General features: G+C 61.4%; 21 protein-coding genes. 4 read left to right on the plus strand and 17 right to left on the minus strand.

Annotation, left to right across the window (positions count from 1 at the left end; all coding sequences use genetic code 11):
- Positions 1-11 precede the first annotated feature (11 nt).
- The 15 genes from ftsZ to ACLI1Q_RS08430 form a co-directional block, all read right to left on the minus strand.
- Positions 12-1364, minus strand: a complete 1353-nt coding sequence (ftsZ, locus tag ACLI1Q_RS08360; RefSeq protein WP_239269928.1) for a cell division protein FtsZ — start codon at positions 1362-1364, stop codon at positions 12-14.
- Positions 1365-1674: 310 nt separating this feature from the next.
- On the minus strand, positions 1675-2346 hold the full coding sequence (locus ACLI1Q_RS08365) for a cell division protein FtsQ/DivIB (protein WP_349819903.1): 672 nt from the start codon (positions 2344-2346) through the stop codon (positions 1675-1677).
- Entirely contained in the window at positions 2346-3809 is a 1464-nt protein-coding gene (murC, locus tag ACLI1Q_RS08370; RefSeq protein WP_284869840.1) for a UDP-N-acetylmuramate--L-alanine ligase, read from the minus strand. The genes ACLI1Q_RS08365 and murC overlap by 1 nt, the downstream gene beginning before the upstream one ends.
- Positions 3810-4919, minus strand: a complete 1110-nt coding sequence (gene murG, locus ACLI1Q_RS08375) for an undecaprenyldiphospho-muramoylpentapeptide beta-N-acetylglucosaminyltransferase (protein ID WP_239269931.1) — start codon at positions 4917-4919, stop codon at positions 3810-3812.
- A 20-nt stretch (positions 4920-4939) separates the two neighbouring features.
- Entirely contained in the window at positions 4940-6343 is a 1404-nt protein-coding gene (locus tag ACLI1Q_RS08380) for an FtsW/RodA/SpoVE family cell cycle protein (RefSeq protein ID WP_239269932.1), read from the minus strand.
- A 24-nt stretch (positions 6344-6367) separates the two neighbouring features.
- The gene (gene murD, locus ACLI1Q_RS08385; protein WP_284849663.1) at positions 6368-7765 is read right to left on the minus strand and encodes a UDP-N-acetylmuramoyl-L-alanine--D-glutamate ligase; all 1398 of its coding nucleotides are present in this window, start codon (positions 7763-7765) and stop codon (positions 6368-6370) included.
- 39 nt (positions 7766-7804) lie between these two features.
- The gene (gene mraY / locus ACLI1Q_RS08390) at positions 7805-8917 is read right to left on the minus strand and encodes a phospho-N-acetylmuramoyl-pentapeptide-transferase (RefSeq protein WP_239269934.1); all 1113 of its coding nucleotides are present in this window, start codon (positions 8915-8917) and stop codon (positions 7805-7807) included.
- Positions 8918-8947: 30 nt separating this feature from the next.
- Positions 8948-10477, minus strand: coding sequence for a UDP-N-acetylmuramoyl-tripeptide--D-alanyl-D-alanine ligase (locus ACLI1Q_RS08395; protein WP_239269935.1), 1530 nt, complete (start codon positions 10475-10477; stop codon positions 8948-8950).
- A 2-nt stretch (positions 10478-10479) separates the two neighbouring features.
- A complete protein-coding gene (locus ACLI1Q_RS08400) occupies positions 10480-12015 on the minus strand; it encodes a UDP-N-acetylmuramoyl-L-alanyl-D-glutamate--2,6-diaminopimelate ligase (RefSeq protein ID WP_239269936.1) in 1536 nt (511 codons plus the stop codon).
- 9 nt (positions 12016-12024) lie between these two features.
- A complete protein-coding gene (locus ACLI1Q_RS08405; RefSeq protein ID WP_239269955.1) occupies positions 12025-13893 on the minus strand; it encodes a peptidoglycan D,D-transpeptidase FtsI family protein in 1869 nt (622 codons plus the stop codon).
- 211 nt (positions 13894-14104) lie between these two features.
- On the minus strand, positions 14105-14935 hold the full coding sequence (locus tag ACLI1Q_RS08410) for a hypothetical protein (RefSeq protein ID WP_239269937.1): 831 nt from the start codon (positions 14933-14935) through the stop codon (positions 14105-14107).
- Positions 14932-15972: a 16S rRNA (cytosine(1402)-N(4))-methyltransferase RsmH gene (rsmH, locus tag ACLI1Q_RS08415; RefSeq protein WP_239269938.1), complete on the minus strand. Its 1041-nt coding sequence runs from the start codon at positions 15970-15972 to the stop codon at positions 14932-14934. The genes ACLI1Q_RS08410 and rsmH overlap by 4 nt, the downstream gene beginning before the upstream one ends.
- Positions 15973-16140: 168 nt before the next feature.
- Positions 16141-16575, minus strand: coding sequence for a division/cell wall cluster transcriptional repressor MraZ (gene mraZ / locus ACLI1Q_RS08420; RefSeq protein WP_034654127.1), 435 nt, complete (start codon positions 16573-16575; stop codon positions 16141-16143).
- A 440-nt stretch (positions 16576-17015) separates the two neighbouring features.
- Positions 17016-17417, minus strand: a complete 402-nt coding sequence (locus ACLI1Q_RS08425; RefSeq protein ID WP_239269939.1) for a DUF3040 domain-containing protein — start codon at positions 17415-17417, stop codon at positions 17016-17018.
- A gap of 130 nt (positions 17418-17547) precedes the next feature.
- Positions 17548-17991: an SAV_6107 family HEPN domain-containing protein gene (locus ACLI1Q_RS08430; protein ID WP_239269940.1), complete on the minus strand. Its 444-nt coding sequence runs from the start codon at positions 17989-17991 to the stop codon at positions 17548-17550.
- Positions 17992-18226: 235 nt separating this feature from the next.
- Between ACLI1Q_RS08430 and ACLI1Q_RS08435 the strand changes: the two genes are divergently transcribed.
- The 3 genes from ACLI1Q_RS08435 to ACLI1Q_RS08445 are packed head-to-tail and all read left to right on the plus strand — an operon-like array spanning position 18227 to position 21444.
- On the plus strand, positions 18227-18781 hold the full coding sequence (locus ACLI1Q_RS08435; protein WP_239269941.1) for a GNAT family N-acetyltransferase: 555 nt from the start codon (positions 18227-18229) through the stop codon (positions 18779-18781).
- Positions 18782-18832: 51 nt separating this feature from the next.
- Positions 18833-19912 carry a polyprenyl synthetase family protein gene (locus ACLI1Q_RS08440; RefSeq protein ID WP_239269942.1) on the plus strand — a complete coding sequence of 360 codons (1080 nt, stop codon included), beginning with the start codon at positions 18833-18835 and terminating at the stop codon, positions 19910-19912.
- A gap of 8 nt (positions 19913-19920) precedes the next feature.
- On the plus strand, positions 19921-21444 hold the full coding sequence (locus ACLI1Q_RS08445; protein ID WP_239269943.1) for an alpha-(1->6)-mannopyranosyltransferase A: 1524 nt from the start codon (positions 19921-19923) through the stop codon (positions 21442-21444).
- Here ACLI1Q_RS08445 and ACLI1Q_RS08450 read toward each other — a convergent pair.
- Positions 21413-21817: an Rv2175c family DNA-binding protein gene (locus tag ACLI1Q_RS08450; protein WP_284772040.1), complete on the minus strand. Its 405-nt coding sequence runs from the start codon at positions 21815-21817 to the stop codon at positions 21413-21415. The two genes, ACLI1Q_RS08445 and ACLI1Q_RS08450, sit on opposite strands and share 32 nt — an antisense overlap.
- Positions 21818-21827: 10 nt before the next feature.
- Between ACLI1Q_RS08450 and ACLI1Q_RS08455 the strand changes: the two genes are divergently transcribed.
- Positions 21828-23183, plus strand: coding sequence for a protein kinase domain-containing protein (locus ACLI1Q_RS08455; RefSeq protein ID WP_284772039.1), 1356 nt, complete (start codon positions 21828-21830; stop codon positions 23181-23183).
- Between the two features lie 8 nt (positions 23184-23191).
- On the opposite strand, the gene ACLI1Q_RS08460 is transcribed toward ACLI1Q_RS08455, so the two are convergent.
- Complete coding sequence (locus tag ACLI1Q_RS08460) at positions 23192-24580, minus strand: class II 3-deoxy-7-phosphoheptulonate synthase (protein ID WP_239269946.1); 1389 nt, start codon at positions 24578-24580, stop codon at positions 23192-23194.
- Between the last annotated feature and the right edge of the window lie 40 nt (positions 24581-24620).

The raw sequence follows: 24620 nt of genomic DNA on the forward strand, positions 1-24620 counted from the left end.
GCGGTTTGCGCTTAGCGCATGAAGGACGGCACATCGAGATCATCATCGCCATCATCATCGCGGCGCTGACTTGGCCGAGACAGGCGGTAGTCTTCGCGACGCTCCTCGCGGAAGCGATCGGAGTTGGTGAACAGGCCGCCAGACTCGCTGCGGCGCTCCTCGGGGCGGCGTTCTTCCACGCGGCGGTCGTCGTAGCGGCGATCGTCCACGCGGCGCTCATCAGCGCGGCGTTCTTCTACGCCACGGTCCTGGCCGGCGCGCGGCTCATAGGAGTGGCGCGGTGCGTAGTCATCGGCGGCGGGTTGGGTAGGTGCCGGGGTGGCGGAGTTGCCGGACTCGCGGTCGCGGTTATCAAAGAGCGAGCCGGGCTTGCGCTGCTCGGGAGCACGCTGTGAAGATGCTGCCTGGGCGGCATTGGCCTCGGCATCGAAACCGGTGGCGATGATGGTGATGCGGATTTCATCGCCCAAGGTGTCATCGATGATGGTGCCGAAGATGAGGTTGACGTCTTCGTCGGCACGCTCTTCGACCATGGAGGCCGCGGAGTTAACCTCGTGCAGGCCCAGGTCAGAGCCGCCGGCGATGGACAGCAGCACGCCCTTGGCGCCTTCCATCGTGGATTCCAATAGCGGCGAATTGATGGCCTGCTCGGCGGCAGTCATGGCGCGGTTATCGCCCCGTGCGGAGCCGATGCCCATCAGGGCGGAGCCGGCATCAGACATGACGGAGCGAACGTCAGCAAAGTCGACGTTGATCATGCCCGGGATGGTGATCAGGTTGGTAATACCCTGGACACCATTGTGCAGAACCTCATCGGCCGCGCGGAAGGCTTCCACGATGGAAAGCTCTTCCCCACCGAGCTGCATCAGGCGGTCATTTGGAATAACGATGAGGGTATCGCAAACCTCGCGCAGCTCCTCGATGCCGGCCATGGCCTGGCGGGTACGGCGCGCGCCCTCGAACTTGAAGGGGCGGGTGACAACGCCCACGGTCAGCGCGCCCATCTTCTTCGCGATGGAAGCGACTACGGGTGCAGCGCCCGTACCGGTGCCGCCGCCCTCGCCGGCGGTAACGAAGACCATATCGGAGCCCTGCAAGGCGTCCTCGATTTCGGACTTGTGGTCTTCCGCGGAGGTCTTGCCCACCTCAGGGTTAGCGCCTGCGCCCAATCCGCGGGTGGCCTCGCGGCCGATGTCGAGCTTGGTATCGGCATCGGAGAAAATCAGCGCCTGGGAGTCGGTGTTTATGGCGACGAATTGGACGCCCTTTAAGCCTTCTTCGATCATGCGGTTCACGGCGTTGACGCCGCCACCGCCGACGCCGACGACCTTGATATCCGCGAGATTGTTGTTGGAAGAGATCATGTGAGCAGGTCTCACCTTTCGCTACTTTAAGTCTGCACGTGCATTAAACGAGGATTGTATGCGCTTCACGAGCGTGAATCGCGTTCCCCTCCATCTTTAACGACACACCTGTAATTTTCATGCTCATTTTACGCGTGTCGGGACTCTCAAGTACCACTTTAGGGTTGTTGGCCTGCGGTTTTGTCCGCCACTTCCACACCATTGACACCACCTAAAAGAGAAAATAAAAGACCCTGCAGCGCATACGCTTCGGGCGCGGCGCGGCAGGGGATTTTTCGGGTCTATCGAGGCCTCCGCCTAGGTATCTACCCTATCCGCGGGTAGTGACCAGTTCGGGGTTAGAGATATTCCATTCTCGGCCCTCCATCTTCAGCACGGTGGCGAAGGCGCGGGCCTTATCGTCGTTATTTTTATCGCTCGCACCCCAGAAAATGCGGCGATCATCCTTCATGGTGAACTGCAGTGAGTAGGAATCGGTGACTTCGAGGGTGGCGACTTGGTGGCGCACGTCATCGGAAAGCGCGGCGATGGCAGCTACCGCGTCTTGGGCCTCGGTGGAGCCACTGTCGATGTCCCCGGTAAGTTCCACCGCACCTTCGGGCGGCTCGGCGGAGGTAAATTCCTCGCCCTTGTCATCGATGAGGTAGGTGGTGTCATCTCGCTTCACGAAGGCGACGGGTTTATGTTCCTGCACAGAGATGGTCAAGGTCGATGGCAGGTCGCGCGAAACCGTCACCGAATCCGCCCAGTCCAGGCTGGCAACGCCACTGGCGGCCTCGTGTGCATCCACCCGCAAGAGGTTTTCGCCCTCGGGCACGCCCGCGGCCTCCTGGACCTGGGCGGAATCGAGCTGGTGCACGCCCTCGACCTCAAAGTTTTTCACCTTGAAAATGGGCAACGCCCATACCGCGGCGCCCACCACCAGCACGAGGGCGAGCAGGCCGCCAACGATGCCGAAAATGAGCTTCTTCGACACCCGCACTAGTGGGCCCGCAATTCATCGAGGATTTCCGCGGCAACAAGGGTGATGGAACCGGCGCCGATGGTCAAGATGATATCGCCCGGCTGTGCGATGGAGACCACGTCCTTGGCCGCGGCGGAAAAGTCTGGTTCAAAGATAACCTCCATCTCCTCCGGCATCTTATTGGTGATAATGCGGGAGGTAATGCCTTCCACGGGTTGCTCGCGGGCACCGTAGATGTCGAGTACAACGGCGGCATCGGCAAGCGCAAGCGCCTGCGCGAACTCGGCGTCGAATTCCATGGTGCGCGAGTACAGGTGCGGCTGGAAACAGGCGATAACACGCCCGCCATTGCCTTCGGCAGCAACCTTGGCGCGCGCGGCCCGCAGCACCGCGGCGACCTCGGTGGGATGGTGGGCATAATCGTCGAAGACACGGACGCTGCCGCCCTGCCAGTCCACGCTGCCCCGGTACTCAAAGCGGCGGCGCACGCCGCTGAAATCCGCAAGGCCCTCCGCGATGGTGCTGGGATCGCCGCCCGATAGCACGCCGGCGATTAGCGCCGCCATGGAGTTGAGCACCATGTGGTGGCCGGGAATCTGCAGCTGGTAGCTCACGGATTCCTCCACGCCGGGCAGGGACAGCTGCACGGTACACGCCATGCCAGCGGCGGTGGTCTCCTCCGCGGTCAGCGTCGCGGCGAGCGGAACGGAGGTGGTGCGGGCCTTCTCTGCGCCGCCATAGCCGATGACGTTGATGCCGCGGCTGAGCGCCTGCTCACCGATCTCAGCCGCGTGCTCGTCCTCCGCGCACACAACGAGGTAGCCGGTATCCGGGGTGACCAGGTCCGCGAAGTCCGCAAAGACCTTGAAGTAGGCGTCCGCGGAGTGGAAATAGTCAAGGTGGTCCGGCTCCGCGTTGGTGATGACGGCGATATCGGGGCTATAGCGCAAGAGCGAGGCATCGGACTCATCGGCCTCGGCAACGAAGGCCTCACCGGTGCCGCCATGCGCGTTGGTGCCGGCGCGGTTGAGTTGGCCGCCGATGGCAAAGGAGGGATCCAGGCCTGCGTGCTGCATGGCGCTCACGGCCATCGAGGTTGTCGAGGTCTTGCCGTGCGTGCCCGCCAGCAGCACCTGGGTGTGGCCCTCCATCAGCGCGGCGAGCAGATCCGAGCGGCGAATGAGCGGAATATTATTCTCCCGCGCGGCGACGAGCTCCGGGTTATCTTGCGGAATCGCCGCGAAGGAGGTGACGACGGTGGTGGGCAGCTCGCCGGAAAGCTTGAGGTTGTCCGCAGCGTGGCCGATGGCCACCTTGGCACCCATCGAGCGCAAAACCTCCACCGGGGTGGAGTCCTTCACATCGGAGCCGGTAACGACGGCGCCGCGTGCGGCGAGGATGCGGGCAAGACCCGACATCCCGGAACCACCGATGCCAATGAGGTGGACGCGGCTGAGATCGTACTGTGCGGGATCGGTCATTTACTTATCCTTCTTTCCGGCCTGCAATTCTGCGTCCTGCACGCGGGTGGCGATGCGGTCAGCGATGATATTCGCCGCATCCCCCGCCTTAGACTGGGCGGCGGCCTGCGTCATGGATTTCAGGCGCTCTGGATCATCAAGAATGGCGCGGACCTCTTCGATGAGGCGATCGGAGCCCAATTCGGCATCGGGAATCTGCACCGCAGCACCGGCTTCTACCAATTCGCGCGAGTTCAGCGCTTGCTCGCCATTGCCGTGTGGCAACGGGACGTAGATGGCGGGAAGGCCCGCGGCGGAAACCTCTGCCACCGTCATCGCGCCCGAACGGCACACCACGAGGTCCGCCGCGGCGAGCGCACCGGCCATGTCGTCGATATACGGCAGAGCGGCGTAGTTGGGATACGGCTTGGGCGAATCGTTTTTCTTGCCATAGGCGTGCAAGAGCTGGAAGTCCTTAGTGAGGTCCTCCGCTGCGCCCGCTACGGCGCCGTTGATGCTGGCCGCTCCTTGGGAGCCGCCGGTAATGAGGATGGTGGGCAGCTGCGCTAAATCCCACTTCGTGCGGGCATCCGCAGCGGTATTCCCGTCCTTATCCCCGGCAGCCGCGGCCAGGCTGGGGCGCACTGGGATGCCGATGACCTCGCCCTCCATGCCGGAATTGGCGTGGGCATTAAGGCCGATGCCGCCGAGCTTCACGCCCAGCTTATTGGCCATACCTGCCAAGGCATTGGTCTCGAGGACGTAAAACGGAATACCTAAGGTCTTCGCCGCTATATAGGCGGGCCCAGAGACGTATCCGCCGGTGCCGAAGACGACATCGGCCTCCACGTCCTTTAAGACCTTCCGCGCCTGGCGGACGGACCGCGCAAGCTTGACGGGTAACTTGGCCAGGTTGGTGCTCACCTTGCGGGGAATCGGCACGGGCGTAATTAGGCGCAGGTCCACGCCGCGGGCGGGAATAATATCGCTTTCCAGCCCCTTTTCGGTCCCTAATGCGGTAATCCTGGCGCCGTAGCGCTCGCGTAAAGCTTCACCGACGGCAAGGGCGGGCTCAATATGTCCTGCAGTGCCGCCACCTGCAAGGACGACGGAAAATGGCGTGGAATTCATAGCCTAAAGGCTACCAGCGCCTACCGCCTCGGGCGGTGCTCGGCGCGCGGATACCTCCGCCCACTTCCGGTCACCGGCCGGCCGTAGCGCTCGTCGCGCACCCGCGGACGGGTCTCCTGCGGCTGGGCGTGCCGGCCCCGCTTTTTCTGCTTCCTCGCCGTCAGCGGTTGCGGCTCGCCAATGAAAAAGAGGCGATCAAATAGCGGGCGCCCAAAGTTCTGCATGGCAGAAATCTGCATCGGCTCGTGGCGGGCCACGTTGCACAAAATGCCCATCGAGCCAATCGTAATAATCGCGGCCGTACCACCCGCGGAAATCATCGGCAGCTGAATACCGGTCACCGGCAGCAAGCCGACGACATAGGCGATATTGATAAACGCCTGGGTCACCACGCCAATGGTCAGCGTCGCGGCCAGCAGGGATTGGTACTGGTTCTGCGCGCGGGTTGCGGTGCGCAGCCCCACATAGCCCAAGGCTGCAAACAGGAAAATCACCAGCGCGCCGCCCCACAGGCCGAGCTCCTCACCCACGATGGCGAAGATGAAGTCATTCTTGGCTTCTGGCAGGTAGAACCACTTGGCACGCGATTGGCCGAGGCCAACGCCCCAGAAGCCGCCATCGGCAAGCGAGAGAAAGCCCTGGTAAGACTGGAAACCCGTGCCCTGGGTATCGGAGATATTGCCAAAGAGGGCATCGAAATAGGTGTGGAAACGGTGGGAGCGGAAGCCGCCGATGAGGAAGACAGCGACCAGGCCCAGCGCACAGAGGATGCCGATGATGATGGGCACGCGCCTGTTAACGCCGGCGAAAAAGAGCGTGAAGACCACAACGAGGGCAAAGGACAGGGCCATGCCCAAGTCACCCTGCCCCACGATGAGCAGGAACATGAGGCCCGCGATGAGCGAGTACATCATGAACGGGTCCGAGAGCTTGAGGGAATGGTGTTCCTTATCCGCGAGCACCGAGGCACCGAACATGCCCACCGTGATGCGTGCTAGCTCGGAAGGCTGCAGGGAAATCGGGCCAATGTAGATCCACGACTGGGAGCCCACCTCCTCGCGGCCGGTACCGATGCCGGGGATGAGCACCGCGATCAACAGCAAAATGGAAAGGGCCAATAGCCACGGGATGAATTTGCGCAGCGTGTGCGGGGAAACTTTGAGGCCGAGCCAGAATGCACCCAAGCCGATAATAACCATCGCGGTTTGCCGCAGCGCCTGATTCCACACGCCACCATCTTCTGTCAGCGACGTAGCCATGGACGAGGAAAAGACCATGACCACGCCAATACCAATGAGCGAGAAGATAATCAGGCGCAGCAGCTGATAATCTAGCCCGGCTTGCTGGCGGGCTTGTTCGCGCACATCACGAATGCGCTCGCGCATGCTCTTTGCGCGGGGGCGCTGCGGGGAGGTGGCCGTCATGAAGTCTCCTAGATTGAAAAAGGTCTAATGCGCGCGGGCGATATCCCGCGCCGCCGCGGCAAAAAGGTCGCCGCGTTGGGCCATTCCGGTGTACATATCCAACGATGCCGCAGCCGGTGCCAAGAGGACGGTATCGCCCGCTTCGGCGTGTTGCACGGCGGTGCGCACTGCAGCGTCCATCGCCACCTGTGGGTCGGTATCCTCGATGAGCTCAACCGGGGTTTGCGGGGCGCGGCGGGCCAAGGCTTCGGCGATGATGCTCTTGTCGATGCCCACCAGCACCGCCGCCTTCAACCGCGCGGCGTGGGTGGCGATGAGCTCATCCACGTCCGCTCCCTTGAGCTGGCCGCCGGCGACCCAGACCACCGAATCGAAGCCTTCTAGAGCGGCATCGGCCGCGTGCGGGTTGGTGGCCTTGGAGTTATCGATATAGGAAATCCCGCCGTGCTCGTGCACCACGGCGCCGCGGTGACCGGCCACCGCGTAGGCGGCTAGGCCTTCCTGTATGGCGGCGGGGCTGGCACCTGCCAAGCGGGCCACGCTCGCGGCCGCCGCCGCGTCGAGGACTCCCGCAAGGCCCGCCGGCTCGATGCCCTCGGCGGGGGCGAGATCTATGGCGTCCTCCCCGTCCAGCCTGGAGACCAAGCGCCCGGCGCTCACCCCTACCTCACCAGTGGCCGGCTCGCCGGCGGTAAAGCCATACACGCCGTCGATTCCCTCAGCGTAGCAGCCCGCCGCGGCATCGTCCTTGCCCACCACGGCGCGCGTGCCGTGCAGGGCCTTGGCCTTGGCGCGGGCATAAGCGTCAAAGGAACCGTGCCAATCCAGGTGGTCTTCGGCCACGTTGAGCAGCACGCCTACATCGGGGCGAAGCTCGCTGGACCAGTGCAATTGGAAGGACGAGAGTTCGGCGCACAGGACGTCGACCCGCGGGGAGGCGGTCAGGGCATCAAATAGCGAGACGCCAATATTGCCCACGGCTTGCGCGCGCAGACCGCTGCGAGCGGTATCGGCCTGCATGATTTTGGTCAGCATTCCCGTGGTGGTGGTCTTACCGTTCGTGCCGGTGACAACCAGCCAAGTCCGCTGCGGGCCGAAGACCTCGGCGCGGTCGAGGCGATAGGCCAGCTCGACATCGCCGATGACCTCCACGCCGGCGGCCTGGAAGGAATCTAAGAGGGCGGAATTGGGCCGCCACCCCGGCGAGGTCACCACCAGGTCATACTCGCCCGGTGCTGGGTCGTCTGTCGAAACCGTCGCCACGCCGAACTCTTCCGCCAGGGCCGCTAGGGCCGCGGCGTTGGAATCGGCGACGGTGGTATCCACGCCGAGGCGCGCGAGCATCGCCACGCACCCGCGGCCAGAGACGCCGGCTCCTGCGACGAGGACGCGCCCGCGCAGAAAAGGTGGTAGCTCAGCCATGATGAGTGCCTCAATCCTTAAGTATCTAGTGCCAAAACTTTATTGCAGGTTTCCAAAGCTGGCTGCAGAGAGCCAATCGCCGTAGAAGATGCAGATGCCCGCCATCGCGGCCATCGCGCTTAATAGCCAGAAACGCGTGACAACCGCGGTTTCGGCCCAGCCGCCGTTTTCAAAGTGGTGGTGGATGGGCGCCATGCGGAAAAAGCGCTTGCCCGTCGTGCGGAAGACCACGATCTGGATGACCACGGAGACCGTTTCAATGACGAAGATGGCGCCGATGACGATCATCAGCAGCTCGGTGCGGGTGGTCACAGAAAGGCCGGCGACGAGGCCGCCAAGCGCGAGCGATCCGGTATCGCCCATGAAGATCTTCGCCGGTGCGGCATTCCACCACAGGAAGCCGAGGCAGCCGCCCAGGCCCGCGGCTGCGAGCACTGCGAGATCCAAGGGATCGCGGACCTCGTAGCAGCCGGCGGCCGGGGAAATCGAGCACGAGTTGCGGAACTGCCAGAAGCTAATGAGCGTATAGGCACCCATCACCATGGCGGTGGTACCGGCGGCGAGGCCGTCCAGCCCATCGGTCAGGTTGACCGCATTCGACCACGCGGCGATGAGCAGGTATAAAAAGACCAAGAAAATGATCGTGCCAATCACGGCGCCGCCAACGGCGATATCGAACGTATCGAAATCGCGGACGAAGGACAGGTTGGTCGAGGCAGGGGTTAGCCCATTGGCATCCGGGAATTGTAGGGCGAGGATGCCGAAGATGAGCGCGATGGCCAGCTGGCCTACCAGCTTGGCTGTTTTATTAAGGCCGAGGTTGCGCTTTTTGAACAGCTTGATGAAGTCATCGGCAAAACCCAGGCCGCCGAGTCCCATGGTCAAGAAGTAGACCAATAACCCCGAGGGGCTAAATCCACCGTTGCCGGTTGCGCGGGCATAGATGCCCACGATGAGGTAGGCCACCGTGATGGCCAGCAAGATCGCCAGACCGCCCATCGTCGGGGTGCCCCGCTTGCGCAGGTGAAGCTGCGGGCCGTCTTCGCGGATTTCTTGGCCTTTTCCGACGCCAGAAAAATACCGAACCAAAACTGGGGTGGTAAAAATCGCGACGAGGAAACTAACGACGCCCGCGATAATGATCTGAGTCATTGCTAGAGATCTTTCTCCTTGAGATAGGAACTAACGGCGATTGAGCTGTTCTGCCACGCGCCACAAGCGCTGGGCATTCGAGGATTTCACGAGGACGACGTCCTTGGCCGCGCGCGTGGACCAGTCCTCCACCCCGGCAGGGGCTACCCGCAGGATATTTTCTACGGCCGTCGTCGCGGCCTCAATATCGGGGCAAAGTTCGGTCTGGATGCCGTGCGCGTGCGCGGCCTCCACCATGGCTACGGTATGCGCGCCTTCTCCTACCGCAACGAGGTGATCCACGTGGTATTTCGAGAGCACCGATCCTAGGATGCGGTGAGCTTCGACGGCTTCGCCGCCAAGCTCGCCCATCTCCCCCAGCACCGCGATGGAGCGGGCATCCGGGCGGGCCGCGGAGGTATAGGCCAAGGCGGCAATCGCCGCGTGCATCGAATCCGGGTTGGCATTATAGGAGTCATCGATGACGGTGACGCCATCGCGGCGGGTGCGCACGTCCATGCGGTGCGCCGAGCTCGTCTGGTGTCCGCTGAGCGCCCGCGCGGCAACGGCGGGTTCCACGCCCGATTCGATGGCCGCTGCGGCCGCGGCCAGGGCATTAGAGACCTGGTGCTTGCCAAAGACCTGTAGCTTAATGCTCATCGGCTCGACGCCGGGGGCGTGGAAGGTAAAGGACGGGCGGGCGACATCGTCAAGCTCAATATCGGTGGCATAGTACTGCGCATCCGCGGCCTGCGGGCGGTTGGCGGAATAATAGACCACCTTGGCCTGCGTGCGCGGTGCCATCGAGGCGACGAAGGGATCGTCCGCATTCAGGACCGCTACCCCGCCGTCTGCCGCGGCGGGCAGGGACTCGATAAGCTCGCCCTTGGCCTGGGCGATATTCTCCCGCGAGCCAAACTCGCCTAGGTGGGCGGTGCCCACGTTGAGCACCACGCCCACCGTCGGGGCCGTGATCTCGGTCAGGTGGCGAATATGGCCGATGCCGCGCGCGGACATTTCCGCCACGAGGAAGCGGGTGTGCTCATCGCAGCGCAGGGCGGTATAGGGAAGGCCTACCTCGTTATTGAAGGAGCCGGGCGGGGCGACGGTTTCGCCCTCGGCGCGGAAAATGGTAGCCAGCAAATCCTTGGTAGAAGTCTTGCCCGCAGAGCCAGTAACGCCGACGATATCCAAGCCCTGTTCCGCGGCGAGGCGGGAGGTCACCTCGCGCGCGAGATCGGATAATGCCCCGATCACAGCGGCGGCGGAGCCATCCTCATCGTTGGCATAAATATCGGCATTGGCGGCGTTACCGGTCACGCGGCCTTGGGGCTTGACGATGATCGCCGGTACCCCCACCGGCCGAGCGGCCAGCACGGCCACGGCGCCTTGCTCTATGGCTTTTTCTGCAAAATCATGGCCATCGACGCGGGCACCGGGCAGGGCTACGAACAAGCTGCCGGTGGTGACCTTGCGCGAATCAAACTCCACGAAGCCGGTCACGCGTTCATCGGGATCATCAACGCCATCCAGGCTACCGCCGGTTATCGCGGCGATATCTCCAATAGAAAGTGGAATCATTACTACTCCTTCGTATCCCTAAGAGTATCGCGATGCGCCGTTCCTGCCAGCTTTTCCTCAATGGCGCGCGCCATTTCCTCTCGGTCATCAAAGTGCAGCGTGCGCTCGCCGACGAGCTGGCCTACCTCATGGCCCTTGCCGACGACGATGATGGCATCGCCCGGCTCCGCCCAATCCACCACTTCATCGATGGCGTGTGCGCGCGAGCCCTGCTCCCGAATATCGGCGTCCGGTGCGGCCTGGCGAGCGCCCTCAATGACCGCTGCGCGAATCGCGGCTGGGTCCTCGGTGCGCGGATTATCATCGGTCACCACCGTGAGATCCGCCCGGGTGGCCGCAGCCTCTCCCATAATCGGGCGCTTGGTGCTATCGCGGTCACCGCCGGCGCCCACGACGACGCCGACGCGACCGGTAGTGCCCTCCAATTGCAGGCGCAGGGTATCGAGCACCGCCGCGATGGCCGCGGGCTTGTGGGCATAATCCACCACGGCCACGAAGTCCTGACCGCGGTCGATCCTTTCCATGCGCCCCGGAACGGCGACGTTTTCCACGCCGGTCAAAAAGACCTGCGGGTCTTCGCCCACCGCAGTAGCCATCCCTAGGGCGAGCGCAGCATTGGCGATATTGAATTCGCCGGGCAGCGGTAGCCGGAAGGAATAGTCGGTGCCGTCTAGGTTGAGGTCAACCTCCTGTGCACCGGTCGCCTCGGTAGCCGTCTGCCGGGCGGAGATCGTGGCATCGCCTGTACGCGTTGCCACCGTCGTAACCGGAGAACCGGCGTCTTCTATCTTTCCGCGGAGGCGCTCGCCCCACTCATCATCAACACAGATGACCGCGCGCTGGGCGGCCTGCTCCCCTAGGAATAGCCGGGACTTGGCCGAAAAGTACTCCTCCATCGTGGGATGGAAATCCAAGTGGTCTTGGCTGAGGTTGCTGAACCCGGCCACAGCAAAGTTGGTTCCGCGCACGCGGCCGAGCTCCAAAGCATGGGAGGAGACCTCCATGACCACGTGAGTCACGCCCTCGTCCTTCATGCGGGCGAAAAGTTCTTGCAGCCGTGGGGCTTCCGGCGTGGTCAAAGAGGTGGGCACCGGCGTGCGATTGATGCGGGTGCCGGTGGTTCCGATAAGGCCGACGGAGTGCCCGGCCTGCAAGAGGCCAGCCTCCAGCAAGTAACTAGTCGTGGTCTTGCCGGAGGTGCCGGTAATACCCAAGACCGTGAGATCGCGGGTGGGGTGTCCGTAGATTTCTGCTGCAATCGGACCTAGGACTGCGCGGATATCTTCTACCACGATGATCGGCCGGGTTTCGTTAGCCTGGCGAAGGTGATCGAGCCCGGGGGCATCGGTAAGCACCGCGCCCGCCTTGGTATCGCCGACGAACTGGGCGCCGTGCACGCGCGTGCCCGGAAGGGCGGCAAATAATGCGCCTTCGGGAAGGCTCGCGGAATCCAAGCCGCACGCGCTGACCTCAACGGTGCCATCACCGATGACGCGTCCGTGCGAAAGCTGCGCAAGTTTTTCTAAGGAAACAGACATTTCAAGCTCCTATTGTTCCCGCAGGGTCATCCGCGGCGCTGGTGTCGAGGTAGGAATATTATCGCGGTTAAGCAGCCAGGAAGAGATATCCCGGAAGATTGGGGCCGCAGACTGGCCGCCGCCGCCATTGTCTTCCACGCCGGATTTGGGCTCATCGAGCATGACTGCGACGACGAATCGTGGGTCATCGGCAGGCGCAATGCCCGCAAAGGTGATCCAGTAGGCAGAATTAGAATACGCCCCGGAATTCGGGTCCACCTTCTGCGCGGTACCGGTCTTACCGGAGAGCTGGTAGCCATCCAATTGGGCGTTGGCGGCCGTACCGTTTTGCACCCCGGCATCGTCATCTTGGAAGACGGCGCGGAACATATCCACCGCAGTCTTGGCGGTTTCCTTGTCCACTACCTGGGTCTTCTTAGGCTCGGGTAGCTTTTCCGTCTCGCCATCGGGGTCTTTGATCTCGTCGATGATGCGCGGTTCGATGCGCTCGCCGCCGTTGGCCAATGCTTGATACACGCTAGCCATCTGCAGCGTCGTCCACGCCTGGCCCTGGCCGATGGGCAAGTTGGCAAAGGTGCCGCCGGACCATTGCTCTTGGTCTGGCACCGTGCCGGCGGATTCATTCGGAAGCTCAACGCCCGTGTTAGCGCCCAAGCCAAACTTCTTCAGGTACTCGGCATATTTCTCGGGGCCAAGCTTATCCGCGATCATCAAGGTGCCCACGTTGGAGGACTTACCAAAGATGCCGGTGGTGGTATACGGCTCGGTGCCGTGATTCCAGGCATCGTTGACGGTCACGCCAGCCATGTCGATGGAGCCCGGAACCTGGTGCACCTCATCCGGAGTGGTAATACCCTCCTGCAATGCGGCTGCCGCCGTCACTATCTTGGCAACGGAACCCGGCTCATAGGGGTGGGAGATGCTACGGTTCTCGAAGTCCTTGCCCTCTTTAAGCTGGTCTTCGATATTCTTATTCGGATCCACCGTGTCGGTATTAGCCATGGCGAGCACCTGGCCCGTCGCGGCATCAAGCACAACGGCCTCGGCACCCTCCGCCTGGGAATTGGCCTTGGCCTTTTCCAGCTTTTGCTGGACGTAAGTCTGCAGGTCCAAATCCAGGGTGAGGGTGACATCGCGACCATCGACGGCATCCACAACATCGCGCAGCGTGCCGGGGATGACCTGCCCATCGGCGGAGACATCCTCCGTTGACTGCCCATCAATGCCGGTCAGCTCGGTATCGCGGGCCGCCTCAAAGCCGAATTGGCCGTGGCCATCCATAGAGACCTTGCCCACAGCGTTTTCTGCAATCGCCCCATTTGGGTACTGGCGGATATCTTGCCGGTCGGCCGCCACGCCGTGGTACTTATTGGAAATCTCTACGGCGACATCTGGGTCCACATTGCGGACCAAGACCTCGTACTGGGTATCGGCCTTGAGCTTGTTTTTAATATCACTCGCATCAACCTTGGAGGCAGAGGCACCCGAATCCTCAATCATCTTCGGGATGCCCTCAGCCATCTCCTTGAGCTTGTCTTCCATTTGTTTGGTGAGGTACTCGTCCTTCTTGCCCTCATCCATGCCCTCGAGTTTTCCCTCGGAGGTGGCTTCCATCTTGGCCTGCTCTTTGAGCTCATCGCGCAGGCGCGTGGGAGAGACAGTCAAGGAACGAGACTTCATTGTATAGGCCAAACGCTGGCCATCCCGGTCCAGGATCTCTCCCCGGCGGGCCGGGTCGATATAGACGCGTTCGCGCTGGGTAACAGCCTTTGCCGCAAGATCTGGGCCCCAGACCAATTGGACCCACGCAAGGCGCCCGCCCAAGGCGACGGTGGCGACGACAACACAGGTCAAAATGATGCGCAGGCGCTGGCGCATGATCGCTTGTTGGGGCACAACAGAGCTAGCGGTGCGGCGCGGCCGCGGACGGTATCCACGGTTGCCACCATTATTCGGTGCAGTCACGGTGCTCAGTCACCTTCCCTTCGCCGCCACAGGTTCTTGCGTGTATCGATTGTGCCCTACAAGATGGGCAGTGCCCGCGCTACCACGCGCGAGCACAGAGAATTTCACCACTTATTCTGTCCGTTTAATCGGCCTGGCTGGTGTACGGCGCGCGGGCGGGAAGGTTGGGGCGATTATCGCTGGCGTCATCGCGATTATCGTCGTTATCGCTGCCGCGGTGCTCATCCCGATCCTCGTCCGCATCATTACCGCGCGCATGTTGCTGCTGCCCGCGCGGCACAGCGTTAAGGGAATCAGACATTCCCTCCGTATCCTTCGGGTCGCTCGAGGCTTGGCCCGGGCGGATGGGTTCACCGTTAACATCGATAAGCTTTTCCGTATCAGGAGTGCCTTCGCGCTTGGCGATGATCTCGCCATCCCCGCCGACCTCAGTCACGCCGGGTTGCTTGGGTACGGCCAAGCCCAGCTCATCCGCGCGGCGGGCAATATCCGCCGAGGAGCTTAAGTTCTCTGCATCACGGTTCAGCGACTCAATCTGATTATCCAACTGCGATTCCTGCACCGTTAGCTGCTGGATCTTAAACGTCTGCGAGGTGGACAAACCAGATAGCCACATGGCCAGCACTACCCCGCCAATCAGCAAGGTAACGGCTAAGACAGCAACGCGGGTAAAAGCATTATTCTGCTTCGTCTGCTGTTGCACCCGCCGGCCGCGGAAGCTGACGACCTGCTTCGAACCAAGCCGCTTCGCCCCGCGGTGCGGAACCCGGGTACGGCTAGGAGCCGTCCGGCGCGCCGTTTTCCCGGTAACCCTAGGGGCGGTGCGCTCGCGCACAGCGGTAGGCACTCCGGTGTCGATTCCGGTGGTGAAGTCTCGGCTGGCGCCCATGCTGCGAGTGGCCTCTCTGTCGCGGCTGTCCGTCAAGTGCTGGTTTCGGCGTGGGATGGTGCTCATTTCTTGCCTCCCGGGGGTAAAAATTCTGGCGTGCCTTCGAGCCGTTCTAGAGCCCGCACGCGCACCGACGCGGCGCGGGAATTTTCTTCTACTTCCGCCGCAGATGCTTTTTCGGCCCCACGGGTAACCGTGGCGAATTCCGGTGCGGTGCCCGGCAGGTCCATCGGTAGACCGACAGGCGTGGTGGACGTAGATAGCTCCTTGAATGCTGCCTTTACGAGGCGGTCCTCTAAGGACTGGTAGCTCATAAAGACCGCGCGCGCCCCAATGGAAAGCGCACTGGTGATTACGGGAAGCACATTTTCAATGGCCTCCAACTCGCGGTTGACCTCTACTCGCAGCGCCTGGAACGTGCGCTTTGCGGGATGCCCACCCGTGCGGCGCGTTGCCGCAGGGATGGTCGAGTATAGAAGCTCAACCAAGCGGCCCGAGGTGCTAAACGGTTCCTTCTCGCGCTCCTTGAGCACAGCGGAGGCAATCTTGCCCGCAAAGCGCTCGTCACCATAGGTCTTGAGAATCCGCGCCAGGTCCCCGTGCGAATACGTATTGAGCACGTCAGCGGCGGTAAGCCCGTGGCTCGGATCCATCCGCATATCCAGCGGTGCGTCCGTCTTATAGGCAAAGCCGCGCTCTGCCTGATCCAGCTGCATGGAAGAAACGCCCAAATCGAAGAGGGCTCCCGCGATTCCGTGGGCGCGGGCAGCATCAAAGATATCACCCTCGCCCTGGGCAATGGCGGTACCCAACTCATCGAAGCGAGCATTAACCGCGCAAAAACGCGGGCCGAAGGGCTCTAGCCTGGCCGAAGCATTGCGCAATGCCTGCTCATCGCGGTCCACACCGATAACGCGTGCCTGCGGGAAGGTCTGGAGGAAGTACTCGCTGTGGCCGCCGGCACCCAAGGTGGCATCGACAAGCACAGCCTGCGAGCCCGCAGCCTCCACTCCGGGGCGCAGGAGCTCTGCCATGCGCTCGCGCATGACCGGCACATGGCCGTGGTTATCCGCCACATTGTAATTAAGGTCAGTTGTAGCCATTACTCCCCGCGTCCCCCTTTCTTATTTCCGCTGTGCAGGACTTCCTATCGTGGAAAGCACGACGAGTGCATATAGGGCCCTGTCCGAGGCAGGTTTCTGATATCGGGGAAGTACACCAGAATCATCCGCCTCGGACAGAGTCCTTACACGCACTCGAGATGCGGGCTTTTACAGCAAGCCCGCAAGTACGTCATCGGCATCTGCTGCCGAATAAGCATCTTCAGTTTGCGATTGATACTCAGCCCACGCGGCTGCATCCCAAATTTCGAGGAAATCTACTGAGCCAACCACCACGCACTCTTTGGACAAGCCCGCGTACTCACGGTGGCCTGCGGACAAGGTGATGCGACCATGCCCGTCGGGCCGCTGTTCGTCCGCACTTGCCGCCAAGTTACGAATGAAAGCGCGCGCTTCCGGGTTGGTTCGAGAAACCGCCGCAGCCTTCCGTGCGCGTTCGGCGAACTCTTCGCGCGGGTACACGGCCAAAGAATGGTCCTGCCCCTTGGTAACCATCAGGCCACCGGCGAGCTCGTCGCGAAATTTTGCAGGAAGCGTTAAGCGCCCTTTGTCATCAAGCTTCGGAGTGTAGGTTCCGAGAAACATCCCGGCGTCCACCTTCCTCACTCGACAACTCCGGATTCCCTCACGTCAGAAGAGAGTTTTTCAACCCCATTCCTCCGCTGCGCCCCACTCTACCCCACGTTCCCCCACATACCCCACTTAAATCGCCATATTCTTAATAACTCAAAAAATATGTGCAGTTAAAAGGGTATTTTTACGGTGGGGAGAAATCCCGCGCCCCACCTTGACAACCCCGAAAATCCACCCCTTTAGCCCCATTTACAACATCGAGATCGCCCCACCTCATACACCACTTACAGCGCAATGCCTGCATATCCGACCTGCTACCACCCTCTGCCACCCACAAGCCCCCACCGCGCCGCGGTTTTGGTCAGAAGGTGGGGCAAAGTGGGAAATTTTGGTAAGGCGTAAAAAATCCCCAGCCACCCTTCTTGGTGACTGGGGAAATGAAGAGTTCGCAGCTAGCTTTCCTCAAAGCGCCGACGGAAGTTTTCTTCCAACTTGCTGCCTACCCCACTGTTACGAGACGAGGCTGCTTTCTTTGACCGCCCATTGGTGGACTTTTTCTTTCCTGCACTAGCGGGCTGGTCGCCGCGGAGCATCCACACGCCAGCGGCGAACATGACGAGGAATCCGGCGATGGAGAGCGCAATAAACCACAAGCTTTGCTGCGCCAAGGCCACGCCGCCAACAAGCATGCACAAACCAACCACGATGAGCGCGACCCCACGTAGGGTAACTGCGCCGCCGGATCCGCCGATCGAGGTAGATTCAGACACAGAAGCGCCAAATTTAGGATCGTCCGCTAATAACGATTCCTCTATTTCACGGAGCGTGCGTTGCTCCTGCTCAGAAAGAGACACTTTTCCTCCAACTAGGGACTGGGCTTCGGCCGATATATCTTCTACCAATACTAACGCCCAGAGTAACCAGTATGTTCCCCAAAAGGTAGTTATTCCCCTCAACAGTGATTATGGCGCCGCAATGCTGCTGCTATGCCGCAAAGGATCCCAGAATCGTCTCGGTTTCACTCTCATCTAAAAATTGCGCCGCCTGCTCCATTAGCCCGTAGACATACTCCTCATCCGGAGTTGCATCCAAGCCAGATCCCACCCGGGCGCGAGTACGAGAATAGGTCTTAAAAGCTTCCGCCCACTGCTTTTCTTCGGCCCCGACCAGAGCCAAGCGGTCCCACGCGCTCGTTGGCAGGCGCCGGCGGCGAGAGACCACCGACACGGCTACTCGCGCACCCGCCGTACGCAATGCGGACTGATAAGCCACCTCTAGCGCTTGGTCAAAGCGACCATCCGCCGCGTAGCTTCTGGCCTGATCTAGAAGCTCGCGGGCCTGGAAAAGAAAGTGGGCCCGCTTTGCGCCCTGCTTGCCAGCGAAGCGACCGGTAGAGCGGGACTGCGTTGCCGAAATAATCTGTGCCATTGTTTTTCTCCTGTACTGCGCTAATAACTAACCGTGTTCGATTGCCGTTGACTTTAAGTAGCCAACCGGACATCTACCCCCTATTCTAGTTCACCTGTTCGAATTACTCAAGAGTTTTACCAGCCGTAAATCGATGCATATCGAACAACGTTCGATAGTTTTCTTTGTTCGACTGAATAACCCCGCCCCCACCCTCGTCCGCCGGTAGCCACACGTATCTGGTGTGATAGATACCGTGAGTTTCGAAATCCGCCGCTTAACCCCGCAAGAGTTCTCTATGCTGGCTCCCCAACTCGTGGAGATCTACATCGAGGCCATGGGATATGACCCGGTCACGTTTTCGCGCAGCGTGGACAATTGGCAGTCGGATTCCATGCGGCCCGGGTTTACAGCGCTTATCGCTGCGCATGACAACGGCGTCGTGGGAGTGGCCTATGGATTTTTAGGCTCACCAGATACTTGGTGGGATTCCGAACTGCGCCGCGCCCTGCGCCGCAATGGCGGGATAACTGAGTCCGAATGGGGCATGCTGCGCAGCTACTTTGAGGTGGCCGAAGTACACGTGCTGCCTTCCTTTCAAGGACACGGTTTAGGCAGGCAGCTACTAAAAGGGCTGCTGTGGAATATCCCTGCCCAATATGCTTTATTATCAACGCCGGAATCGCCACGGGAAGCCAACGGGGCTTTTCGCCTCTACCGGTCTGTGGGCTTCTTTGATGTCGTGCGCCACCATCGCTACCCGGCGGATCCCCGGCCCTTTGCCATTTTAGGAGTGGGCCTGCCGCTATAAACCTGCGTTATTTCTTCTCGGCTCTAGGCGGTATCGTGTGAAAGTGTGACTATGACGAATATTCCTGAGCTTGCGGATATCCCCGGCGCGGTGCGCGAAAAACTGGCCATCTTCTTGGATCAGCGCCGGGAACACGTGGCAGAAATCGGTGCCCCAGTCAGTACCGCCATGAGCTTTTTGGAATCATTCGTCCTCGATGGCGGGAAAAGGGTGCGCCCCATGTACGCGTGGGCGGGTTACCTTGCCGCCGGGCGCGGTTCGGAATCCCCAGAGGCGATGCTGCGCGCGGCATCCTCGCTGGAGTTCATCCAAGCCTGCGCGCTTATCCACGATGACATCATTGACGCGTCGAATACGAGGCGCGGGAAACCGACGGTGCATCGGGAAGCAGAGCGCCTTCACCGGGAGTCCGATTTCTTAGGGGATCCGGAATTCTTTGGCACGTCCGTGGCCATCTTGGTGGGCGATTTTGCGCTGGTCTACGCCGAGGATATGTTTCAGGATTCTGGGCTCAGCCCAGAGGCTTTGCAGCGTGCGCGCGAGCCCTGGCGGGGAATGCGCACCGAGGTTTTGGGCGGCCAATTGCTCGATATTTCCCTCGAGGCAGCCGGTTCGGAATCGGTGGCGCTGAGCAATTCCGTCAATCGCTATAAAACCGCCGCCTATACCATCGAGCGGCCCCTGCATTTGGGCGCTGCCATCGCGGGAGCAAGCGAAGAATTAATCTCGGCTTTCCGCGGCTATGGGCACGATATCGGCATCGCGTATCAGCTCCGCGATGACCAACTGGGGGTCTTTGGGGACCCCGAAATTACGGGCAAGCCCGCCGGCGACGATCTGCGAGAGGGCAAGCGCACGGAGCTTCTTGCCTTAGCGCTACAGCGCGCCGATGAACGCGACCCCAGTGCCGCCGCTACCCTGCGGAAATTCATCGGCCGCACCTCCGATACGCAGGACTTGCTGCGCCTGTCCCAAATCATTGCGGATTCCGGCGCCCCGGATGAGATTGAGCGCCGCATTACCGCGTTGACGGAATCCGGGTTAGCCCATCTGCGTGCGGCGAACGTGGATCCGCAGATCACGGAAACGCTAGAGCACTTGGCCATTCAGGCGACGACGCGCCAAAAGTAGGTATCACCGTGGCCAAAACCTACTCCTTGCCAGTCCCCCGCGCGCTCCCGCTGGGCCTCGTGGCCTCGTGTGTGCTCCTTTTCTCGTCCTTTTCCGGCGGCTCGACCCGCAATCGCGGCGGCGTGCTCGAAGCGCTCAATATCGGCTTCTTCTCCTATGGTCACGGGCGCAACCTTGGGTTGGTGCTGTATTGGGTGGGCATTTTCCTCCTCGCCGCCGCCTGGGTGCTTGCCGGGCGCATGATTATCCGCCGGCAGCTTAAAAACCCGCGCCCAGAGGGAGGGGTGCGCGAGCTACGACGCATCCTTATCGCTTGGGTCACCCCACTGCTTTTCGCCGGCCCCATGGCTTCTAGGGACGTGTATTCCTACCTCATGCAGGGCGCCATGGTCCGCGATGGGTTCGACCCTTATACCGAGGGCGCCGCCATCAACCCCGGCCCCTTCCTGCTGGAGGTCTCCCAAGACTGGCGCAATACCACCACCCCGTACGGTCCGCTGCACCTGTGGATAGGCAAGATCGTGACCACCGTTGTGGGCGATAACGTCACCGCCGGGATCATCATCTATAAGCTGCTTTCGCTCTCGGGCTTTGTCCTCATTGCGTGGACGGTCCCGCGCATCGCCAGAAAGCTCGGCGCGGACCCGGCGGTCGCGCTGTGGATTGGCGTTGCCAACCCGGTCATCATCTTGCACCTCATTGGCGGCATGCATAATGAATCCCTCATGGTCGGCCTGGTGTCCTTGGGGCTTTTGGCCGCGCTGCACCAGCGCTTCCACGCCGCGCTACTGCTAGTCGGCACGGCGGTGGCGATGAAGGCTACCGCGATCTTTGCAGCCCCCTTCATCGTCTGGCTGATGCTGCACCGCTACGCGCCCAAGGGTTCTACCGCGGCGCGCACGGCGGTAGTTTTCGTCTGCTCAGGGCTCATCGCTGCCGTGGAAATCATCGCCTCCGTGGCGCTTATTACCTGGGCCTCCGGCACCTCATGGGGCTGGCTATCCCAGGTCAGCGGAAATTCTAAGGTGATTAACCCCTTGGCGGGCCCGACATTGGCCGCAGACATCATCGTCCCAGCGGTCCACATTTTTGACCCGGACGCATCCTATAACGCCATCCTGGGCGTCCTGCGCACCATCGCGATGGTGTGCATGCTCATCGGGCTGGTCATCGTGTGGTGGCTAAGCCGGCACACGGCCCGCGATGCGATTATGGGCACCGCGGCGGCCTACCAGGTTGCCTTCGTCTTCAACTCGGTGACCCTGCCGTGGTACTACGCCTCCATCTTTACGCTCATGGGCACCTTCCGCCCGCCGCTGTGGCTGCTGAAGTTTACCTCTGGCGTAGCGCTATTTATCAGCTTGAGCTTTTCCGGCGATGGCAACCACCAGCTCTATAACTGGTTCTGGGTCATTGGCGTCATCGTTTTGTCCTGGTCCGCAACGCAGTGGATGTTCGATGGCGTGAGCCAAAAAGGCCCTCAACTCCCCAAGCGCTGGGCTAAAAAGCAGACGCCTGAGCCCGCCGAATGACCTCGCGCGCCAGGTGCCCGTGCAGGGCGTCGATTGGCCGGCCAGGCAGGGAATCATCTGCGGTAAAAAGGTGGCGCAGGATTTCTTCGTCGTCATAGCCGCCATCGGTAAGCACGGTGATAACGCCAGTGATATGCTTGGCGATGCTCCCCTTGTCATTGAAAAATGCGAGCGGCACGCGCTTGCCTTCGGGCGAGTCCCAGACAATGAATTTGCGGTCCTGGAGCAGGTCATAGGCGCGCGTGATGGGAAGGCCTAGCTTGTCTGCCACCTGCTGCATGCTGAGCAGCTCTTCGCCGGCCAATAAGGAATTCAGGGAGTTTTCTGCGTTAGTCACGCCACCTACTTTAACGCGGCCTAGGGGATCGGCCATACTGGGAGGTATGACTAGGTTGGAAATTGGTGACGTGTTGGAAGACCGTTACCGCATCGATCGCCCCATCGCCCGCGGCGGTATGTCTACCGTCTATCGCTGCGTGGATATGCGCTTGGGCCGCCAAGTGGCCGCAAAGGTCATGGATGAGCGCTATGACGATGACCCGGTTTTTATCAAGCGTTTTTCCCGCGAGGCCCGCGCGATGGCGCGTTTGCAGCACCCCAACCTCGTGGCCATTCATGATTTTTCCGCCGATGGCGAGCCCATTTACCTCATCATGGAGCTTATCGATGGCGGCACTTTGCGGGAGCTGCTTGCCGAAGGCGGCCCGCTTACCGTTCCTGCCGCATTATCGACGCTGCGCAGCGTGCTCCAAGGCTTAACCGAGGTGCACTCCACGGGGCTTATCCACCGCGATATTAAGCCGGATAACGTGCTCATTACCTCGCATCACCGGGTGAAATTGGGCGATTTCGGCTTGGTCCGTGCGACGAATGCGCAGGCCACCTCGAATATGATCGTCGGCACCGTCTCGTACTTGGCACCGGAACAGGTCACCGGCGAGGATATAACCCCCGCTACCGACGTGTATTCGGCCGGCATCGTGCTTTTTGAGCTCCTGACCGGAACCGTGCCCTTCTCCGGGGATACCCCGATCGCGCACGCCACCGCGCGCCTCTACGATGATGTTCCCGCCCCATCCACGCGCGCTGAGGGCGTGCCCAAGCTTGTCGATGCCCTCGTGGCCACCGCCACCGCCCGCGATCCCCGCGAGCGCTTTGCCGATGCCGGGGAGTTCCTCGATGCCATCGAAGATATTTGCCGGGAGTTGGATCTGCCCACGGTGACCATCCCGGTTCCCCGCAATGCGGCCGCCGCGCGCACCGCGCAAACGCCGACGGATTATTCCGGCATCGGCGCCACGGATGTATTTGAGCCCACGCGGACCATCCCGCAAGGCGCTACCGAGCATTTAGACGGCGGGCCCACCGAGGTCATTCCCCCTGAGCCCGAGCCGGATCCGCCGCAGCCAGACTTTGAAACGCGCCTCGATGTCCCCCAGGCGCCCGCCGACGATTCCCCCGAGCCGCCGCTGGCTCCTGCTCCAGCACCAGCGCCGGCCCCGGCTCCTGTCCCCGCCCCAGCACCCGCTGCGGGCGTGGGTGCAGCAGCACATTCTCCCGCGCAGCCGCCGGCACAGGCGGCAGAAGAAGAACCCGCCGAGCGGCCCCTGACCAATCGCCATCCCGCCTCACTGCTGGTCTTTCTCCTCGCAGTGGCGGTGGCTACCGGTGCGGTCGCTATCAGCGGGTGGTGGTTTGGTTCCTCCTACTACGAAGGAACCCCTTCCCTCTGGGTCTAGGTGGTGCCCTAGTTCCGCAGCATCTCAGCGATGAGGAACGAGAGCTCGAGGGACTGCTGCGTATTCAGGCGCGGATCCACGGCGGATTCATAGCGGCCCGGCAGGTCCAGGTCGGTGATGTCCTCGGCGCCACCGAGGCATTCCGTCACGTCTTCGCCGGTGAACTCGAGGTGCACGCCGCCCGGGTGGGTGCCCAAATCGCGGTGTACCTCGAAAAAGCCCTGCACCTCGTCGACGATCTTGTCGAAGTGGCGGGTCTTGTACCCGTTGGACGAGGTAAAGGTATTGCCGTGCATGGGGTCGGACTGCCAGACCACGGTGTGCCCAGAATCTTCGACGGCCTTGATGATGGGCGGCAAGACGCTACGAACCTTGTCGTGGCCCATGCGGGAAATGATGGTCAGGCGGCCAGGCTCGCGGTTGGGATCTAGCTTTTCGGCGTATTCCACGGCCTGCTCAGGCGTGGCTCCAGGTCCGAGCTTGATGCCCACTGGGTTGCCGATCATGGCGGCGAAATTAACGTGGAAGTCATCCAGCCCACGGGTGCGCTCACCAATCCACACCTGGTGCGCGGAGAGGTCATAGAGCTTGGTATCGCCATTATCATCTTGGCCCAAGCGCAGCATGGAACGCTCATAATCCTTGAGCAGCGCCTCGTGCGAGCAGTAAATATCCGCCGAGTGCAGGGTGGAGTCCTGCACGCCGCACGCATTCATGAACTTCAAGCCATTTTCAATCTCGCGGGCCAAGTCTTGGTAGCGGGCACCGGCGCGCGATTTCCGGACGAACTCGCGGTTCCATTCGTGCAGGCGGTAGAGATCCGCGGTGCCGGAGGAGGTCAAAGAGCGCACCAAGTTCATGGCGGCAGAAGAGTTAGCGTAAGCACGGATCATGCGGGCAGGATCGTGGCGGCGATCCTCATCGGTGGGGTCCACGCCATTGACGATGTCCCCGCGGTAATTCAACAGGCCATTCGCGTCCGTATCCGAGGAACGCGGCTTGGCGTACTGCCCAGCAATGCGCCCCAGCTTCACCACTGGAACGGACGCGCCATAGGTCAATACGACGGCCATCTGCAGCAGGGTCTTAACGTTGCCGCGAATATGCGGTTCGGTATTCGATTCAAAGGTCTCGGCGCAATCGCCGCCTTGCAACAGGAAGGCGTTGCCTAGTGCGACATCGGCAAGCTGCAGCTTGAGCTTCTCAATCTCTGGGGCAACCACGATGGGTGGCACCGACTCGAGAATCTTGCGCACGTTATCGGCTTGGGTGGGATCCCAACTGGGCTGTTGCTTTGCATCGCGCTTGATGACGTCCTGGAAGACCTCCTCAATGCCCTCAGGCAAGGGCGGAAGATCAGGCAGAACACTTTGGGGAATATCTACTGTCCAACTCACTCTTCCATTTAACCATTTAATGCCTGTCGCTTGGTAGTTA

The organism is Corynebacterium limaceinasi (genome assembly GCF_046717465.1).
Taxonomy (GTDB): domain Bacteria; phylum Actinomycetota; class Actinomycetes; order Mycobacteriales; family Mycobacteriaceae; genus Corynebacterium.

Coding starts and splice junctions, on each gene's coding strand:
- ftsZ (WP_239269928.1), bottom strand. CDS start 1,364: ATGATCTCTTCCAACAACAATCTCGCGGATATCAAGGTCGTCGGCGTC.
- murC (WP_284869840.1), bottom strand. CDS start 3,809: ATGACCGATCCCGCACAGTACGATCTCAGCCGCGTCCACCTCATTGGC.
- murG (WP_239269931.1), bottom strand. CDS start 4,919: ATGAATTCCACGCCATTTTCCGTCGTCCTTGCAGGTGGCGGCACTGCA.
- ACLI1Q_RS08380 (WP_239269932.1), bottom strand. CDS start 6,343: ATGACGGCCACCTCCCCGCAGCGCCCCCGCGCAAAGAGCATGCGCGAG.
- murD (WP_284849663.1), bottom strand. CDS start 7,765: ATGGCTGAGCTACCACCTTTTCTGCGCGGGCGCGTCCTCGTCGCAGGA.
- mraY (WP_239269934.1), bottom strand. CDS start 8,917: ATGACTCAGATCATTATCGCGGGCGTCGTTAGTTTCCTCGTCGCGATT.
- ACLI1Q_RS08395 (WP_239269935.1), bottom strand. CDS start 10,477: ATGATTCCACTTTCTATTGGAGATATCGCCGCGATAACCGGCGGTAGC.
- ACLI1Q_RS08400 (WP_239269936.1), bottom strand. CDS start 12,015: ATGTCTGTTTCCTTAGAAAAACTTGCGCAGCTTTCGCACGGACGCGTC.
- ACLI1Q_RS08405 (WP_239269955.1), bottom strand. CDS start 13,893: ATGCGCCAGCGCCTGCGCATCATTTTGACCTGTGTTGTCGTCGCCACC.
- ACLI1Q_RS08410 (WP_239269937.1), bottom strand. CDS start 14,935: ATGAGCACCATCCCACGCCGAAACCAGCACTTGACGGACAGCCGCGAC.
- rsmH (WP_239269938.1), bottom strand. CDS start 15,972: ATGGCTACAACTGACCTTAATTACAATGTGGCGGATAACCACGGCCAT.
- mraZ (WP_034654127.1), bottom strand. CDS start 16,575: ATGTTTCTCGGAACCTACACTCCGAAGCTTGATGACAAAGGGCGCTTA.
- ACLI1Q_RS08430 (WP_239269940.1), bottom strand. CDS start 17,991: ATGGCACAGATTATTTCGGCAACGCAGTCCCGCTCTACCGGTCGCTTC.
- ACLI1Q_RS08440 (WP_239269942.1), top strand. CDS start 18,833: ATGACGAATATTCCTGAGCTTGCGGATATCCCCGGCGCGGTGCGCGAA.
- ACLI1Q_RS08450 (WP_284772040.1), bottom strand. CDS start 21,817: ATGGCCGATCCCCTAGGCCGCGTTAAAGTAGGTGGCGTGACTAACGCA.
- ACLI1Q_RS08455 (WP_284772039.1), top strand. CDS start 21,828: ATGACTAGGTTGGAAATTGGTGACGTGTTGGAAGACCGTTACCGCATC.